Raw genomic sequence first — 15,997 nt, 5'->3', positions numbered from 1 at the left:
GATGTCAACCGGCCTAAGAGCTCAACCTTAAGTATTGCTGTAATCGTATTTGGTGCAGGTCTCGAATCTGCGTAGGTGCGGTGCTTGATGATCGCGCCACTTCCGCCCGACGCCTCGCCGCAGCAGGTTGTCCTCTTTATCGAGGCGTTGCTCCGCGACCTGTCGGAGCTGGCGGCTGTGAAGGGATACCGCGGCCTGGCGACCACCTTGATGGTCGCCGCCCTCGAGGCGGCCCGGGCCTCAGCCGGAGCGCCTGACGCAGAGATCTGAGGCCTCATGCCGTCGCCGCCATACCGCCGGGCAGCAACTCGGCGCGGCCGGCGAGGGCGAGCTCCACCAAGGCGGCGGCCACCGCGCCGGGCTCGCGACCGGTGGCGCGGACAAGCTCATCCCGCGACACCGGCGTCGGCGACAGCAGGGCGGCCACCTTCTCTGTCAGGGCCGCATCTGAGTCTGTGATGACAGCGGCGCCTTTGAACGCGGCCCCGGGGTCCGCAAGACCGCCCAGGGTCTCAAGCGCCCGCAGGACGTCGGAGACGCCTTCGCAGAGCGCCGCGCCCTGTCGGATCAGGTCGTTGGTTCCCCGCGCCCGGGGATCGAGGGGGGAGCCGGGGACGGCCAGGACCTCCCGGCCCTGCTCGGCGGCCAGCCGGGCGGTGATCAGGGAGCCGGAGCGCAGCTCCGCCTCGACCACCACCACGGCGCGGGAAAGACCGGCGATGATCCGGTTGCGGCGGGGAAAGTCGCGCGCCTGGGCCTGACGACCCGGCGGGTGCTCAGCCACTACGCACCCCTCGGCCACCAGCCGGTGGTAGAGGTCGCGGTGCTCCGGAGGATAGATGTCGTCGATCCCGCCCCCCAGCACGGCGATCGCGCCATGCTCCAGGGAGCCCTCATGGGCGGCGCCGTCGATGCCGCGGGCCATGCCCGAAACGACCACATGTCCGGTCTGGCCGAGCTCGGCGGCGAGGCCCCGGGCAAATCGCTGGCCCGCGGCAGACGCCACCCGCGCGCCGACGATGGCGATGATGGAGCGGTCGAGGAGGCTGGCGTCGCCCCGGGCCCAGAGCAACGGCGGCGGTGGGTCGAGGGCGGCCAGCGCCTGGGGGTAGTCGGGATCGCAGGCGCAGATCAGCTGGGCGCCCAGGGCTTCGCCGGCGGCCAGTTCGGCCTCGGCCGCCGCGATGGTGGGAATGGCGGGCGGACGGCTGCGCCCACCCCGCCGGGCGAGCTCGGGCAAGGCCTCGAGAGCGCGTCCCGGCTCGGCATAGCGGCGAATCAACTGGTCGAAGGTGACCGGGCCGACGCCCTCGGCGCGGGCCAGCCGCAGCCAGTCCCGCCGGGCCTCGGGCGAGAGCGCCTGGGTCATGCGGCGTCGGCGGGCGGCGGCGCCTTGTCGCCGCCGATCCGTGGCTCCTGGCCCTTCAGGAGACGGCCGATATTATCCTTGTGGCGAACGAAGATCAGCACCGCCATGACCACCGCCAGGACCGCCACGGGATAGGGGCGATCGGTGAGGAAGACATAGATGGGCGCCAGCACCGCGGCCGTGAGCGCCGCCAGCGAAGACATGCGGAAGACGAGCGCCATCAGGATCCAGGTGGCGCCAGCGAGGAGGCCGACGGGCCAGGCCGCCGCCAGCAGGGTGCCAAAGAAGGTCGCGACGCCCTTGCCGCCCTTGAAACCCAGCCAGACCGGGAAGATGTGGCCGATGAAGGCCGCGCCCCCGGCCAGGGAGGTCAGGGTGGCCTGCACCCCCTGCGGGGCGTTCCTGGTCAGGCTCCAGGCGATGAAGACGGCGATGGCGCCCTTGCCCCCGTCGCCGAGCAGGGTCAGCAGGGCGAGGTCCTTGCGCCCGGTGCGCAGGACATTGGTCGCCCCGATATTGCCTGAGCCTATGGACCTCACGTCGCCGGCGCCGCCCAGGCGGGTGGCGATGACGCCGAAGGGAATCGAGCCCAGGAAATAGCCGCCGATCAAGGCGACGGCGATGAGCATCGGGCTGAGCTGGTCGGTCGGCATGGCGTGTCCCCCGTGTTTTCTGTGGCCCTAGTCGTAGCCGCGCCCCGGGGCGCCGTCACGGTCGCGCTTCTCGTTGCTGTTTTGTTCCAGAACGCGCGGCTTGGCAAGATGGGCTGGCCAGACGGGGCGTAGGCCGGTCAGTCTCGCCGATAGACGACGCGGCCGTCCACCAGGGTCATGCGTACGACCCCCTGCAGCCGGCGACCGTCGAACGGAGAGTTCTTGGACTTGGACTTTAGGTCTTCCAGTTCCACCACCAGGGGGGCGGCCAGGTCGCAGAGAACGAGGTCGGCCGGCGCGCCCTTGGCCAGGCGCCCGGCGGGCAGGCCGAGCAGTTCGGCGGGCCGGCTGGTGACCTTGGCCATCAGGTCGATGAGCGGAATGCGTCCCTCGTGGTGGAAGGCCAGCAGGGCCGGCAGCAGGGTCTGCAGGCCCACGGCGCCGGGGGAGGCCTCATCATAGGGCAGGCGCTTATCCTCGGCGGGCGCGGGCGCATGGGCCGAGACCACGATGTCGATCAGGCCCGACGCCAGGGCCTCGATCACCGCCTGGCGGTCATCCTCGCCGCGCAGGGGCGGATCGACCTTGCAGAAGGTGCGGTAGTCGCCGATGTCCACCTCGTTGAACGACAGGTGGTTGATCGAGGTGGTGGCCGTGACGTCCAGACCCCGAGCCTTGCCGCGCTCCAGGCTTTCCAGGGCGCAGGCCGTGGTGATCTGGTCGACCAGCAACCGGCCGCCGGTGAGCTCGACCAGGGCGAGGTCGCGCTCCAGCATGATCTTCTCGGCGATGGTGGGGACCGAGGGCAGGCCCATGCGGCCGGCCAGCTCGCCTTCGGTGGCCGCGGCGCCGGCTGACAGCCAGGGGTCGGCCGGTCGGTGGGCGACCAGGACGCCGAAGCTGCGGGCATAGGCCAGCAGGCGGCGGAAGACCTTGGAATTGACGATCGGATGGTCGGCGTCGGTGACATAGACGCAGCCCGCGTCGCGCATCAGGCCGATCTCGGCCATTCGCTCGCCGGCCAGGCCCTTGGTGGCGGCGCCGGCGGGATAGACGTGGACCAGCTCAATGTCCCGGGCCCGGCGCAGGATGAAGTCCACCACCGAGGGATCGTCGATGGCGGGGGAGGTGTCGGGCTGGACGACGATGGAGGTGACGCCGCCGGCGGCCGCGGCGAGGGCGGCGGACTTCAACGTCTCCTTGGGCTCGGCGCCCGGCTCGCCGGTCTTGACCCGCAGGTCGATGAGGCCGGGGCTGAGCATGGCGCCGCGGGCGTCCAGGGTCTCGATATCGTCCGACAGGTTTCCCAGGTCGCCGCCGAAGACCACCTCGGCGATCTTGCCGTTCTTGACCAACAGGGCGCCGCGTTCGTCCTGGCCGGACGCCGGGTCAACAAGGCGGGCGTTGAGGATCGCCAGGGAACGAGGGGCCATCAGTCGTTGTCCAGTCGGGCCGAAAGGCAGGCCAGCACCGCCATGCGGGCGGCGACCCCCATCTCCACCTGATCCTGGATCAGGCTGACGGCCAGGTCGTCGGCGACCTCGGAATCAATCTCCACCCCACGGTTCATGGGGCCAGGATGCATGACCCGGACGTGAGGGGCGGCGCAGGCGAGCTTTTCCCGGTCGAGGCCGAAGAAGCGGAAATACTCCCGCTGTGACGGGGCGAGCATCCCGTCCATGCGTTCCAGCTGCAGGCGCAGCATCATCACCACGTCGCAGCCGGCGATGCCCTTGCGCAGGTCGTGGAAGACTTCCGAGCCCCAGCGGTCGGCCTCGGCCGGCATCAGGGTGGGCGGTCCCACCAGGCGGACCTCGGCGCCCATCATCTGCAGCAGGCCGACATTGGAGCGCGCCACGCGGCTGTGCAGGACGTCGCCGCAGATGGCCACCCGCAGGCCGGCGATCCGGCCAAAGGCCCGGCGCATGGACAGCGCGTCCAGCAGGGCCTGGGTGGGGTGCTCATGCTGGCCATCGCCGGCGTTGATCACCGAGCAGGACACCTTCTGCGCCAGCAGGGATGCGGCGCCGGAGGAGCCGTGCCGCACCACCAGCAGGTCCGGCTGCATGGCGTTCAAGGTGACGGCGGTGTCGATCAGGGTCTCACCCTTGGAGATGGACGAGGCCCGCGGGCTCATATTGACGACGTCGGCCCCCAGCCGCTTGCCGGCCAGTTCGAAGGAGCTCTGGGTGCGGGTGGAATTCTCGAAGAACAGGTTCATCAGCGTGCGACCCTTGAGCAGGTCGAGCTTCTTCGAGGTCTGGCGGTTGAGGGCCACAAAGCCGTCGGCCAGGTCCAGCAGGTCACTGACCTCGACGGGGTTCAGGTCGACCACCGAAAGGAAATGGCGCCTGGGAAAGGGGAAGGTCTTCCCCAGGACGTCGATCAGACCGGAATTGGGCGTGCTCATGAGAGCGCCCTCTTAAGGGCGGCGGCGAGCTTCGCCAAGGCGCCAGTCCGTGCGCGGCCCATTCCTAGCCCTCCGCCGGGGGCAGGTTGCGCAGGCGCTCCAGGGCGCCCTGGAGGATCCAGGCCGCGGCGGTCTTGTCCACCACCTCGCCCCGGCGGGCCCGGGTCATGTCGGCCTCGTCCACGAGCATCCGGTTGACCGCCATGGACGACATCCGTTCGTCCCAGAACGCGATGGGCAGGTCGCGCAGCCGCAGCAGGTTGCGGGCGAAGGCGCGGCTGGACTGACAACGGGGCCCCTCCGTGCCGTCCATATTGACGGGCAGGCCGATGATGATCCCCAAAGCCCCACGGCCGTCCATCAGGGCGAAGAGCTGCTCGGCCTCCTGGGTGAACTTGGTCTTGCGGATCAGGACCAGCGGCGAGGCCACCATGCGCAGACCGTCGGAGACAGCGACCCCGATCGTCTTCTCCCCGAGGTCCAGGCCGATCACAGGGGCGATCGGCGGCAGGGCGACGGGCAGGTCGAGCAGGTCGATCACGGGCATAGGGCGCTCATATCACCAGCGCCTTGGGGCGCCACTCGATTTCGGGCGCCGGGGCGGCCGGTTCATCGACCTGCGGTATTGGCCAAGGTGGAGCTTGGCGATAGACCCGCGGGACGAGACGGGGGACGAACATGCCGACGACGGGGACCATCGCCTGGCCGCGCAAGACGCGGGATCTGCACAACCACCATATGGATTCGACGGTCTGGGATCGCTTCGCCTTCCGCGAAGACGACGTCGTCGTGGCGACCTACGCCAAGTCCGGCACAAGCTGGACCCAGCATATCGTCGGTCAGATGGTGTTCGCCGGCGACCCCACCGTGAAGGTGGGCGAGATTTCGCCCTGGGTGGATTTGCGGATCATGCCGCCCAACCTGCTGGATATCCTGGAAGGCCAGACCCACAGGCGCATCCTCAAGACCCATCTGCCGGTCGACGCCCTGCGGTTTTCGCCACAGGCCAAGTACCTCTATATCGGCCGGGATGGTCGCGATGTGGTCTGGAGCCTCTACAACCATCATGCCGGCGCCAATCAGCTTTTTTACGACGCGCTGAACGACACTCCTGGCCGTGTGGGTCCGCCGATCGAACGGCCGGACCCGGACATTCGCAGGTACTTTCAGACCTGGCTTTCAGAGGACGGCGCGCCGTTCTGGCCCTATTGGGAGAACATCGCCTCCTGGTGGGCGATCCGCGATCTTCCCAATGTCATGCTGGTCCACTTCAGCGATCTGAAGCGGGATCTCGAGGGCGAGATGCGCAAGATCGCCGCCTTCCTGGAGTGCGATGTCCCTGAGGATCGCTGGCCGCAGATCCTGGAGCACTGCTCGTTCGACTGGATGAAGGCTCATGCGGAGAACGTGGCGCCCTTGGGCGGCGCGGTGTTCGAGGGGGGCGCGCAGACCTTCATCAACAAGGGGGTCAACGGCCGGTGGAGAGACATCCTCACCCCGGGGGACGTCGCGGCCTATGAGGCCCGGGCCCTCGCCGAGCTGGGCCCCGAATGCGCCCGCTGGCTGGCCGAGGGGCAGGGCGCTGTCAGCGATCCTACAGGGGCCTGAAGCCGCCGACACTCACCCCTGCCGCGCCGGGCGGCAGCGGAATTTCGAGTTTCGCGCCGCTGGCCGTCGGCGCTCTGGCGCCAAGAACGGCGCCGGCCGCTTGTCAAAGGCCTGCCACCGCGGCTAACCCACGGGTCAGATTGCAAGGAGGCCCCCATGGCCATCGACGCGGCGACCGTGCGCAAGGTCGCCAAGCTGGCGCGCATCGCCGAACCTGAAGAGCGTATCGAGCCCCTGGCCCGGGAGCTCAACGGCATCCTGACCTGGATCGAGATGCTGAACGAGGTGGACACCGATGGGGTCGAACCCATGACCTCGGTGGTCCATCAGGGCCTGCCCATGCGTGAGGACGTGGTCACCGAGGGCGGCGACCCGGCCAAGGTGCTGGCCAATGCGCCCAAGTCGGCCAAGGACTTCTTCGTTGTCCCCAAGGTGGTGGAATAGATGAGCGACCTGACCAAGCTGACCCTCAAGTCCGCCCTGGAAGGTCTTGAGTCCAAGGCCTTTTCCTCCGTGGAGCTGACGCGGGCCCATATCGAGGCGGTGGAACAGGCCAAGGCGCTGAACGCCTATGTGCTGGAGACCCCGGACAAGGCGCTGGCCATGGCCCAGGCCAGCGACGCGCGCCGCGCCCAGGGCCAGGCCGGCGTCCTCGACGGCGCGCCCCTCGGGATCAAGGATCTGTTCTGCACCGAGGGCGTGCGCTCTACCGCCTGCTCGAAGATCCTCGGCGACTTCCAGCCCACCTATGAGTCCCAGGTCACCGCCAATCTGTGGCGTGACGGGGCGGTGATGCTGGGCAAGCTGAACATGGACGAGTTCGCCATGGGCTCCTCCAACGAGACCAGCGCCTTCGGCCCGGTGATCAATCCCTGGCGCGCGAGCGGCGAGACCACGCCGTTGACGCCCGGCGGCTCGTCCGGCGGCTCGGCCGCCGCGGTGGCGGCCCAGCTGTGCCTGGGGGCGACAGCCACCGACACCGGGGGCTCCATCCGCCAGCCCGCCGCCCTGACCGGCACGGTGGGGATCAAGCCGACCTATGGCCGCTGTTCACGCTGGGGGGTGGTGGCCTTCGCCTCGTCTCTGGATCAGGCCGGCCCGATCGCCCGGACGGTGGAGGACGCCGCCCTGCTGCTGACCTCCATGGCCGGACATGACGCCCGGGACTCCACCAGCCTGGACGTGGCCGTTCCTGACTTCGCCAGCTTCGTGGGCAAGTCAGTGAAGGGCATGCGGGTGGGCATTCCCAAGGAATACCGGGTCGACGGCATGCCGGCCGAGATCGAGAAGCTCTGGGAGCAGGGAATCGCCTGGCTGAAGGAGGCCGGCTGCGAGATCGTCGAGGTGTCGCTGCCCCACACCAAGTACGCCCTGCCAGCCTATTACATCGTCGCCCCAGCCGAGGCCTCTTCCAACCTCGCCCGATATGACGGCATGCGCTACGGCCTGCGGGTGGACGGCGCCAATCTGACCGAGACCTACGAAAAAACCCGCGCGGCGGGCTTTGGCGAGGAGGTCAAGCGCCGCATCCTGATCGGCACCTATGTGCTCTCTGCGGGCTATTACGACGCCTATTATCTCAAGGCCCAGAAGGTCCGCCGTCGCATCGCCGACGACTTCGACCAGGCCTTCGAGAAGGTGGACGCTTTGCTGACGCCCACGGCGCCCTCGGCGGCCTTCCCCCTGGGGGAGAACGCCGATGACCCGGTGGCCATGTACCTGAACGACATCTTCACCGTGACGGTGAACCTGGCGGGCCTGCCGGGCATGAGCGTGCCAGCCGGCGTTGACGCCAAGGGGCTGCCCCTTGGTCTGCAACTGATCGGCCGGGCCCTGGACGAAGGCTCGCTGTTTTCGCTTGGCGGGGTGATCGAGCAGGCCGCAGGCGTCACGGCGCGGCCAGACCGGTGGTGGTAGGCGCCCCCGCCCGGGCCACGGGGCGCCGGACGGAGGCGGTTACGCTGGACTTCAGTCGGTGGCCAGCTCGCTCTTGATGGCCGCCAGGGTGTCGTCGGTGATCATGCCTTCGGAAAAGGGCTTGAGCTCGACAAGGGTCATGCCCTTGAACATGTCGTAGGAGGGATGGGTGCTGATGCCGGGAATGTGCTTCTCCAGCACGGCCTTGGCCTTTTCGTCAGCGACCAGTTCAGCGACGGAATTCGATTCGACGGTGAGTGTCGACGCCGCAGCGCCGGAGACGGCGGCGAACGTCAGCGAAAGGGCGAGGGCGCCCGTCATAAGAGCCTTGCGCATGGATGGAGTTCCTCCCTGGAACGGCATTGTTGCCGAGGCGGAGTGAGCGGCAGGCGCGGTCGTTTCGCAAGAGGGATTAACTTGGCCGCTTCCGCACGGGGACGGCTGGCTCTAGGAAGGGCGCATGACTGAGAACACCAAGTTGATCCAGGGCCGCACCGGTCCCTGGGAAGTGGTCCTGGGGCTGGAAATCCACGCCCAGGTCGCCTCCAACGCCAAGCTCTTCTCTGGCGCCGCCGTCGGCTTCGGCGCAGGCCCCAACGCCCAGGTGAGCCTGGTGGACGCCGCCATGCCCGGCATGCTGCCGGTGATCAACCGCCGCTGCGTCGAGCAGGCCGTGCGGACGGGCCTTGGCCTCAAGGCGCAGATCAATCTGACGTCCACCTTTGACCGGAAGAACTACTTCTATCCGGACCTGCCCCAGGGCTACCAGATCAGCCAGTTCAAGGACCCGGTGGTCGGCGAGGGCGAGGTCTTGGTCGAGTTGGACGACGGCGAGACCATCACCGTGCGGATCGAGCGGCTGCACCTGGAGCAGGACGCCGGAAAGTCCCTGCACGACCAGGATCCGGACTCCACCTATGTGGACCTCAACCGGGCCGGCACCGCCCTTATGGAAATCGTCTCGCGCCCCGACATGCGCAGCGCGCCGGAGGCTGCGGCCTATGTGAAGAAGGTGCGCACCATCCTCGTCTATCTGGGCACCTGCGACGGGGACATGGAGAAGGGCAATCTGCGGGCCGATGTGAACGTCTCGGTCTGTCGTCCGGGCGCCTATGAGAAGTTCCGCGCCACGGGCGACTTCAGCCACCTGGGCACCCGCTGCGAGATCAAGAACGTCAATTCCTACCGCTATATCCAGCAGGCCATCGAGTACGAGGCCCGCCGGCAGATCGAAATCCTCGAGGACGGGGGCAAGATCGACCAGGAGACCCGGCTGTTCGATCCCGGCAAGGGCGAGACCCGGTCCATGCGCTCCAAGGAAGAGGCGCACGACTATCGCTACTTCCCCGATCCGGACCTCTTGCCCCTGGTGCTGGATGAGGCGTGGGTCGAGGCGATCCGGCTGAGCCTGCCGGAGTTGCCGGATCCGAAGAAGGCGCGGTTACAGGCGGAGTATGGCCTGTCGGCCTATGACGCCGGCGTGTTGGTCGGCGAGCAGGCGCGAGCCGACTTCTTCGAGGCTGCGGCCAAGGGGCGCGACGCCAAGCTGGTGGCCAACTGGGTGACCAACGACCTGGCCGCCCGCCTGACCGCCGCCAACCTCGACATCGAGGACAGCCCGATCAGCGCCGGCGAGATCTCAGACCTGGTCAAGCTGATCGAGGATGGGGTCATTTCGTCCAAGATCGCCAAGGACGTCTTTGAGCGCATGTGGGCGGGCGAGGGCGCGCCGGCCGAGATCGTCGAGAAGCAGGGCCTGACTCAGGTCTCTGACACCGGCGAGCTTGAAGCCATCATTGACGGCTTGATCGCCGGCAATCCGGCCCAGGCCGAGTCGGTGAAAGACAAGCCCCAGGCGATCGGTTGGTTCGTCGGTCAGGTGATGAAGGCCACCGGCGGCAAGGCCAATCCCGGGACCGTCAACCAGTTGCTCAAGGCCAAGCTCGGCCTCTGAGGCCGCAGACCGTTGCGCCACAAGAAAGGGCCCCGGATCGATGATCCGGGGCCCTTGTCGTTGGGAGACTCAGCGGTTGCTGATGATCTCGAAGATGATGCCGGTCGCGACCGCAGCCAGCAGATAGTCGTTGCCCACCTGGTGCCAGGCATAGCCCCGCGGCGGCGGGCGCAGGCGATAGCGGTGGTAGTCGTTCACAACATAGCCGCGATAGTGGGGCGGCAGGACCGCGCCACGCCGCCAGGAGACATAGCCTGGCCGGTATTGCGGGTGGCTGTAATAGACCGCCGGCGGTGGACCATAGGACCAACGGTTCTGATAGTAGTAGCCGTTGTAGTAGCGCTGATCCCAGGCCTGATGGCGCGGTGGCTGGTAGTGACGACTGTTGTACTGGTGGCCGCGCTGGTCGTAGCGGTGGTCTCGCCGGTCGTAGCGGTGATCACGGCGATCATCGCGCCGGTCTCCATGGTCGCCGCGCCGGTCCGCGTGATTTTCACGGCGGTCCCAGGACTGGGCCTGGGCGGCGGTGGCAGACGCCGCGATCGGGCCCGCAACCGCAGCCAGGGCCGCGAGACTCAAGATTAGACGTCTCATTTTACGTCTCCGTTTTTCCTGCGGGCCCGCCGGAGCGGGCCGCCACATCCCCCGATAGGAGAAGAATGGGGCGGCCCCCCTGAACCGAAACTGAACAGTTAAGTCAGGTTTACCATCTCGGCTGGCGAGGGCCTAAACCCCTGGCCGGCTAGTTGAACAGGCTCCGCACCACTTCAGCGATGAGGCCAGTCTGGGTCTGCGCCAGATAGACGTCATCGCCAACCCTCACCCACTCATACCCGGCAGGCGAGGGGCTGAGGCGGTGACGCGCCGGCTCTGTGATGTAGTACGACCTGTCGGTGACATAGGCGTTCGGTATGTGCTCGCCGCGATTCCAGTGCTTCTTGGCCTGGCCCGGTGGCATGCCGTGGGGGTGAGCCTTGGCGGCGGCCTTACCCCGATGATGGTCATGTCCCGGCTGGGCCAGGGCGCTCATGGGCATGGCCAGCGCCACAACCGCTGCTGCGGTGATCAATACGGGTCTCATGGGTGGCTCCTCAGACGAATCCCTCATGTATGGAACGTTCCGCGCGGCTATCGGCTCCCAAATCTGCGCCGATCGCCACAGTCAAGCTCCAGGCGCGTTCCGAGCTGTGCCGTTAACTGCGCGTAGACAAAGGTTTCACAGCAGTAAGCGAACTGAAGTCTGTCAGAATGTCGCATGAATTCGAGTTCTTTTGCGACTTAACCATATGTTCAGTCGATCTCGACTTTTGTAGCGGCATGGATAGCGGGGCTGGGGCGTCAGAACGCCGCCCGCCGCTGGTTGAGGACGTGAAAGTCATGTTTGCGAACGTGGAAGTGGGACAAGCCGAAGGCCTTCCCCTGCCGGGCCCCGAAGCCTCGGGGGACGAACTGTTCCGGCTTGGGATGCTCTATTCGACAGGGCAGGGCGGCGCGCCGCTGGACTATGTGTCGGCGCACATGCTGTTCAACCTGGCGGCCATGAAAGGCTCTCTGGAAGCCAAGGTCTACCGCAAGGAACTGTCCCAGGAGATGGCGTCCGAAGAGGTGGCCGAGGCCCAGCGCGCCGCGCGGGAATGGCTGGCCCAGGGCTGAAACCCCAGGCCGCCAGATCAGGCGGCCTCAGTTCAAGCCCGTTTCGTTGAGGGCGTAGCTGAACCCGAACTGGATCGGGGAAAGGTCCCGGAAGTACTGCTGGACGAACAGCCCTGCGTTGGCGACCCCGCTGCGGGGCACGTAGACGATATCGAACCGCCGCAGGGGCACGAGGTCGGTGGTGGGCCGACGCAGGCCAGCCAACAGGTCGGCGGTCCGCATCATGCCCTGGCCGTCGGCGCCGCGGCGAATGATGATCACCTTGCTGCGATCCGCAGTCGTGCTGAAACCCCCCGCCTGAATCACCGCGCGCAGAGCATCGGCGTCGCCCTGCATGTCATAGACGCCAGGCGCGCCCACCTCGCCCCCGACAAACACCTTGAGCGGCGCCGCCTTGGCCGTGACGAAAACGTCCGGCCGCAGGAGATGAGCGCCATAGGCCTGGGACAGGGTCGCTTCGAGTTGCTGGGTCGTCCGATCGGCCGCCATCACCGGCGGGATCAGGGGCGCCGTGATCCGGCCATCGGGCTGGACCGTCACGGTCTTGGTCAGTTCTGGCGCTGAGGGGATGCTCACCTCAATCTCGTCGCCGGGATAGAAGCGGTAGGCCGGCTCGAAGTCCGTCCATTGCGCGTAGGCGATGTTGGCGAACTGGGCCTCATGGGCCGGTGGAGCCAGGCCGACGCGCTCAGCGCCGGGCACACGGCTGACGCCGCCGCAGCCAGCCACCACGAGGGCGACGGTGAGGCTTGTCAGGGCGCGGAATCTACGACGGATCAGCATGGCCCCAGGGTTAACAGGAATGGGTAACGAAGTCTTAAGCGCGGGGGGCGAGGGTCCCGCCAAGTGTCACCTGGGATCACCGGATTCGCTATGGCCGCGACGAGCGCCTGGACCATCAGAACGCCTGACGCCACGCCCCGGTCGGAATGGGTGGCGCGGCCACGGTATGCGCCGTCGGATTTCGTCGCGCTCCTGTGGCGTGAGCGCTACCTGATGCTGGCCGTGTTCGCCGTGCTGTTTGTCATCGGCGCGGCCCTGGCCATGACCCTGAAGACCACCTATCCGGCCAGTTCCAGCATCCTCGTGCGGTTGGGGCAGGAGTATGTCTACGAGCCCCGGGCCGGCGACGCCGGCCGCGGCGCGGTGCCGGACTCCGCTCAGGTCATCCAGTCCGAGACCGAGATCATCGGCTCAAGCGAGCTGAAGCAGCGGGTGATCGACCGTCTGGGCCTGATGCGCATCTATCCAGAGCTGGCCCGGAAATTCGCCGACGCCCCCGAGGCCGAAAAGCGCGTCATCATGGGCCAGGCGATCCGTGGCATGGAGACGGGTCTCAAGATCCAGACGGCGCCGGACACCCCGATCGTCCGCCTGATCTTCACCCACGAAGATCCCAAGACCGCCGCCCTGGTGCTGAACACCCTGCTGGAGGAATATCTGATCTTCCGCCGGACGGTGCTGGTTGAGTCCAATATGCCGGCCATGGCCCTGCAACGACAGGCTTTCGAGACCCGCCTGCAGGATGCCGACGCAGCCTATGAGGACTTTCTGACCAGCAACCGGATCGCCGATTTCGTCGCCGAAAAGGCCGCCCTGTCGCAGTTGCAGTCGCAGATCGAACAGCAGAAGTACCTCACTGAGGCCCAGCTACAGGACCGCAGCGGCCGACTGGCGGCCCTGCAGGGGCAGATGGGACAGGTCTCGCAGGAGGTCGGTCTCTATCGCGATGTGAACAACGCCGCCTCTGACAAGCTGGTCGAGCTGAAGCTGCAGCGGGAGGATCTGCTGGGCCGCTACCGCTCTGACGCCCAGCCGGTCCGTGACCTGGACGCCCAGATCACCCGCCTGGAGGCGGGCATCGCCGAGGGGCGCACCACCGGGGACGGCGCCCGGCGTATCGGCATCAACCCGGTCTTCCAGACCCTGCAGACCGAACGCATTCAGCTCCAGTCCGAGGTGGCCGCCCTGCGGCAATCCCTGGCCGCGCTCAACACCCAGATGAGCCAACTGCTGGATCGGCGGTTGAGGCTGGCCGAGCTGGAGCCGCGTTTCCAGGCGCTCAGCCTGGATCGGGACGTCCTGCAGGCCAATGTCCGGGACTTCGCGGTCCGCGAGGAACAAGGCCGGGCCGCCCGGGAGATCGCCGCGGCCTCCAACGACAATATCCGCATCGTTCAGCGCGCCACCGCCCCGGCCCGGGGCTCGAGCCTGAAGAAGCCGGTTCTGGTGCTGGCCTTTCTGTTCGCCGGCTTCACCGCCCTCTGCGCGGGCCTTCTGCGGATGTTCCTGCGGCCGGGCCTGCCGACGCCGGCTTCGGCCTCACGCACCCTGGACCTGCCGGTCCTTGGGGTCGCGACCCTGAAGACCGCCTGAGATGATGATCCCTGCGCGGCATGACGCTTTCCGTTAGGCTCGCGCCAGTGTGTGCGCGGCGATTCGAGTCATGGTGAACCTCAACGCCGAGATGGCTGAGCTATGGGCGTCCCTTGGGGCGCCTGCGGCCGGTCGCGCCCGAACCATCCAGATTGTCTCGGCCAGACGCGGCGAGGGGGCCTCGACGGTGGCCCGCGAACTCGCCTTCTTCGCTGCACGGCGGGCGGGTCGCTCGGTGTGGCTGGTGGATCTCGACCTGATGGCCTCGCCGCAGCACGCCGCCGTGGTCGCCGAGAGCGACCGCTATGGGCTCATGGGCCAGCCGGCTGCCGCCAGCCCCGACGGCTCCATCTTCTTCTCCATTCAACCTGCGGCCCAGGGGCCGGACGGCAAGCCCTGGCCCGACGCCCGCTATCTTGCGGCGCACCGGGTCGGCGCGGCCCGCTGGTGGGTCACGCGGTTCCGGCGCGAGGCCCTGCGGGGTCGCCAGGCGGTCCATGTCCTGGGCGATGGCGACTATTGGAACGCCCTGCGTCGGTTCGCAGATCTGATCATTGTCGACTGCCCCTCGGCCGACCGCTCCCAGGCGGCCATGACGGTGGCGCCCTTCATGGATCAGACCCTGATGGTGGTGGCGGCTGATGAGGCCGATGTCCGGGCGCCAGCCTTGCTGCGCGACGCCCTGACCGGCGCCGGCGCCGATGTGGTCGGCCTGTTCTTCAACCGCGCGACGGTGGAGCCTCCGCCGTTCGCCCGCGCCTTCCTGCGGTGAGCGGGCTTTCCTACGCCCCTGTTCTGGCGCCTGCGCCGCCCTTGACGGCTTGGCGCCTGCTTCTGGCCGGCGCCTCCGTCTTCCTGCTGCTGGTCTATAGCCAGGCCTGGGTCTTTCCGCTGATGGGCGAACAGGCCGACACCAGCCAGGGCGGGCTGATCCGGGCCCTTTATCTTCCGGCCTATGCGGCGGGTTTTCTGCTGCTGGCGGTCTCCCCGGGGGCCACCTTCCAGGCCCTGTTGCGCCAGCCTTTCCTGGTCGCCCTGATGCTGCTGGTGGCGGCTTCGACCCTGTGGTCGATCGCCCCGGACCAGACCCTGCGTCGGGTGTTCGCGGCCTATTGTTCGGCCCTGGGCGGTGTGGTCCTGGCCTCGCGGTTGAAATGGTCGGAACTGGCCGAGGTGGCGGGGGCGTCCTTCGCCATCCTGGCGGTGGCGTCCCTGGCGGCGGCCGTGGCCCTGCCATCTGTGGGAATCATGCAGGAGATCTTTCCCGGCGCCTGGCGCGGCCTGTGGTCAGAGAAGAATGCCCTTGGCGGCAATATGGCTCTGGGCTTTGCGATCATGGGCGCTGCAGCCATGCTGAACCCGCGTCGGCGGATTATCTGGTGGGGGTTTGCGGGGCTCGCCCTGCTGCTGACCCTGATGTCGACCTCGAAGACCTCCCTGGTGGCCTTGGCCCTCGGACTGGGCGCCCTGATCTTCGTGGCCATCGTGCGGCGCGGGCCGGCGACGCGGGTGGCCATCCTCTGGCTGGCCATCGTCGGGGTCGGGATGGGGCTCGGCGTGATCGTGTTCGCTGCGGACGCCATCTTCGACCTGCTGGGCAAGGACGCCACCCTGACCGGCCGTACGGAAATCTGGGCCGCGGCCATGACCCAGATTCAGAGCCGCCCCTGGACCGGCTTCGGCTTTGGCGTCGTATGGGATGATCTCGGCCCCTGGGCGCCCCTGGCCCAGATGACCCGGGATGCGGGCTTCACCCCGCAGCATGCCCACAATTCCTGGATCGAGCAGTGGCTGGGCATGGGGATCCTGGGCCTGGCGGCCTTCGCCCTGTTCTACGCCCAGACTGTGCTTCTGGCGGTGGTGGCCCTGTTCCGCGATCCGGGCGCCTATCTCGCCGCGCCGTTCCTGATCGTCTACAGCCTGATGACCATCACTGAGAGCATCGCCGTGAGCTATAACGACTTTCGCTGGGTGCTGTTTCTGGCGGTCGCGGTGAAGCTGGCCTGGCCCGACCGTGAGATCGAGGCGCGACGGGGATGAGGCCGGCGCAGACCAGA

General features: G+C 67.6%; 18 protein-coding genes. 9 read left to right on the top strand and 9 right to left on the bottom strand.

Features of this window, described 5'->3' with window-relative positions:
- Positions 1–87: 87 nt before the first annotated feature.
- The gene (locus tag Q8K84_RS07515; RefSeq protein WP_305281993.1) at positions 88–270 is read left to right on the top strand and encodes a hypothetical protein; all 183 of its coding nucleotides are present in this window, start codon (positions 88–90) and stop codon (positions 268–270) included.
- 4 nt (positions 271–274) lie between these two features.
- On the opposite strand, the gene dprA is transcribed toward Q8K84_RS07515, so the two are convergent.
- From dprA to ruvX, 5 genes are all read right to left on the bottom strand, one after another.
- Positions 275–1,369: a DNA-processing protein DprA gene (gene dprA, locus Q8K84_RS07510; protein WP_305281992.1), complete on the bottom strand. Its 1,095-nt coding sequence runs from the start codon at positions 1,367–1,369 to the stop codon at positions 275–277.
- Entirely contained in the window at positions 1,366–2,022 is a 657-nt protein-coding gene (plsY, locus tag Q8K84_RS07505; protein WP_305281991.1) for a glycerol-3-phosphate 1-O-acyltransferase PlsY, read from the bottom strand. The genes dprA and plsY overlap by 4 nt, the downstream gene beginning before the upstream one ends.
- 137 nt (positions 2,023–2,159) lie before the next feature.
- Positions 2,160–3,455 carry a dihydroorotase gene (gene pyrC / locus Q8K84_RS07500; protein ID WP_370867851.1) on the bottom strand — a complete coding sequence of 432 codons (1,296 nt, stop codon included), beginning with the start codon at positions 3,453–3,455 and terminating at the stop codon, positions 2,160–2,162.
- Positions 3,455–4,432 carry an aspartate carbamoyltransferase catalytic subunit gene (locus Q8K84_RS07495; protein ID WP_305281990.1) on the bottom strand — a complete coding sequence of 326 codons (978 nt, stop codon included), beginning with the start codon at positions 4,430–4,432 and terminating at the stop codon, positions 3,455–3,457. Before Q8K84_RS07495 ends, pyrC begins: the two co-directional genes overlap by 1 nt.
- Positions 4,433–4,496: 64 nt before the next feature.
- Entirely contained in the window at positions 4,497–4,979 is a 483-nt protein-coding gene (ruvX, locus tag Q8K84_RS07490) for a Holliday junction resolvase RuvX (RefSeq protein WP_305281989.1), read from the bottom strand.
- Between the two features lie 131 nt (positions 4,980–5,110).
- On the opposite strand from ruvX, the gene Q8K84_RS07485 reads away from it, so the two are divergent.
- The 3 genes from Q8K84_RS07485 (at position 5,111) to gatA (ending at position 7,957) form a co-directional block, all read left to right on the top strand.
- Positions 5,111–6,040, top strand: coding sequence for a sulfotransferase domain-containing protein (locus Q8K84_RS07485; RefSeq protein WP_305281988.1), 930 nt, complete (start codon positions 5,111–5,113; stop codon positions 6,038–6,040).
- Between the two features lie 156 nt (positions 6,041–6,196).
- Positions 6,197–6,484 (top strand): Asp-tRNA(Asn)/Glu-tRNA(Gln) amidotransferase subunit GatC, encoded by a 288-nt coding sequence (gene gatC / locus Q8K84_RS07480; protein ID WP_305281987.1) that lies wholly within the window; start codon positions 6,197–6,199, stop codon positions 6,482–6,484.
- Positions 6,485–7,957 (top strand): Asp-tRNA(Asn)/Glu-tRNA(Gln) amidotransferase subunit GatA, encoded by a 1,473-nt coding sequence (gene gatA, locus Q8K84_RS07475; protein ID WP_305281986.1) that lies wholly within the window; start codon positions 6,485–6,487, stop codon positions 7,955–7,957. It abuts the gene before it with no gap.
- A gap of 51 nt (positions 7,958–8,008) precedes the next feature.
- On the opposite strand, the gene Q8K84_RS07470 is transcribed toward gatA, so the two are convergent.
- Positions 8,009–8,293, bottom strand: a complete 285-nt coding sequence (locus Q8K84_RS07470; protein WP_305281985.1) for a hypothetical protein — start codon at positions 8,291–8,293, stop codon at positions 8,009–8,011.
- Between the two features lie 124 nt (positions 8,294–8,417).
- Between Q8K84_RS07470 and gatB the strand changes: the two genes are divergently transcribed.
- Entirely contained in the window at positions 8,418–9,911 is a 1,494-nt protein-coding gene (gatB, locus tag Q8K84_RS07465) for an Asp-tRNA(Asn)/Glu-tRNA(Gln) amidotransferase subunit GatB (RefSeq protein WP_305281984.1), read from the top strand.
- Positions 9,912–9,980: 69 nt separating this feature from the next.
- Here gatB and Q8K84_RS07460 read toward each other — a convergent pair whose 3' ends face one another.
- The gene (locus Q8K84_RS07460) at positions 9,981–10,505 is read right to left on the bottom strand and encodes an RcnB family protein (RefSeq protein WP_305281983.1); all 525 of its coding nucleotides are present in this window, start codon (positions 10,503–10,505) and stop codon (positions 9,981–9,983) included.
- Between the two features lie 148 nt (positions 10,506–10,653).
- Positions 10,654–10,992: an RcnB family protein gene (locus tag Q8K84_RS07455; RefSeq protein ID WP_305281982.1), complete on the bottom strand. Its 339-nt coding sequence runs from the start codon at positions 10,990–10,992 to the stop codon at positions 10,654–10,656.
- A gap of 296 nt (positions 10,993–11,288) precedes the next feature.
- Here Q8K84_RS07455 and Q8K84_RS07450 point away from each other — a divergent pair, with 296 nt between their 5' ends.
- Positions 11,289–11,564: a sel1 repeat family protein gene (locus Q8K84_RS07450; protein WP_305281981.1), complete on the top strand. Its 276-nt coding sequence runs from the start codon at positions 11,289–11,291 to the stop codon at positions 11,562–11,564.
- 27 nt (positions 11,565–11,591) lie between these two features.
- Here the strand turns inward: Q8K84_RS07450 and Q8K84_RS07445 are convergent, their stop codons facing one another.
- Complete coding sequence (locus tag Q8K84_RS07445) at positions 11,592–12,347, bottom strand: polysaccharide biosynthesis/export family protein (RefSeq protein WP_305281980.1); 756 nt, start codon at positions 12,345–12,347, stop codon at positions 11,592–11,594.
- A gap of 90 nt (positions 12,348–12,437) precedes the next feature.
- On the opposite strand from Q8K84_RS07445, the gene Q8K84_RS07440 reads away from it, so the two are divergent.
- The 3 genes from Q8K84_RS07440 to Q8K84_RS07430 all read left to right on the top strand — a co-directional run bounded on the left by Q8K84_RS07440 (position 12,438) and on the right by Q8K84_RS07430 (position 15,980).
- Complete coding sequence (locus Q8K84_RS07440) at positions 12,438–13,940, top strand: GumC family protein (RefSeq protein ID WP_305281979.1); 1,503 nt, start codon at positions 12,438–12,440, stop codon at positions 13,938–13,940.
- 70 nt (positions 13,941–14,010) lie between these two features.
- Positions 14,011–14,712, top strand: a complete 702-nt coding sequence (locus Q8K84_RS07435; protein WP_305281978.1) for a sugar kinase — start codon at positions 14,011–14,013, stop codon at positions 14,710–14,712.
- 41 nt (positions 14,713–14,753) lie between these two features.
- Positions 14,754–15,980: an O-antigen ligase gene (locus Q8K84_RS07430; protein ID WP_305281977.1), complete on the top strand. Its 1,227-nt coding sequence runs from the start codon at positions 14,754–14,756 to the stop codon at positions 15,978–15,980.
- The last annotated feature ends 17 nt before the right edge of the window (positions 15,981–15,997 follow it).

Source organism: Phenylobacterium sp. (assembly GCF_030679875.1).
Taxonomy (GTDB): Bacteria; Pseudomonadota; Alphaproteobacteria; order Caulobacterales; family Caulobacteraceae; genus Phenylobacterium.
The sequence above is the reverse complement of the archived record's forward strand: the minus strand, read 5'-3'. Positions and strand labels throughout refer to the sequence as shown.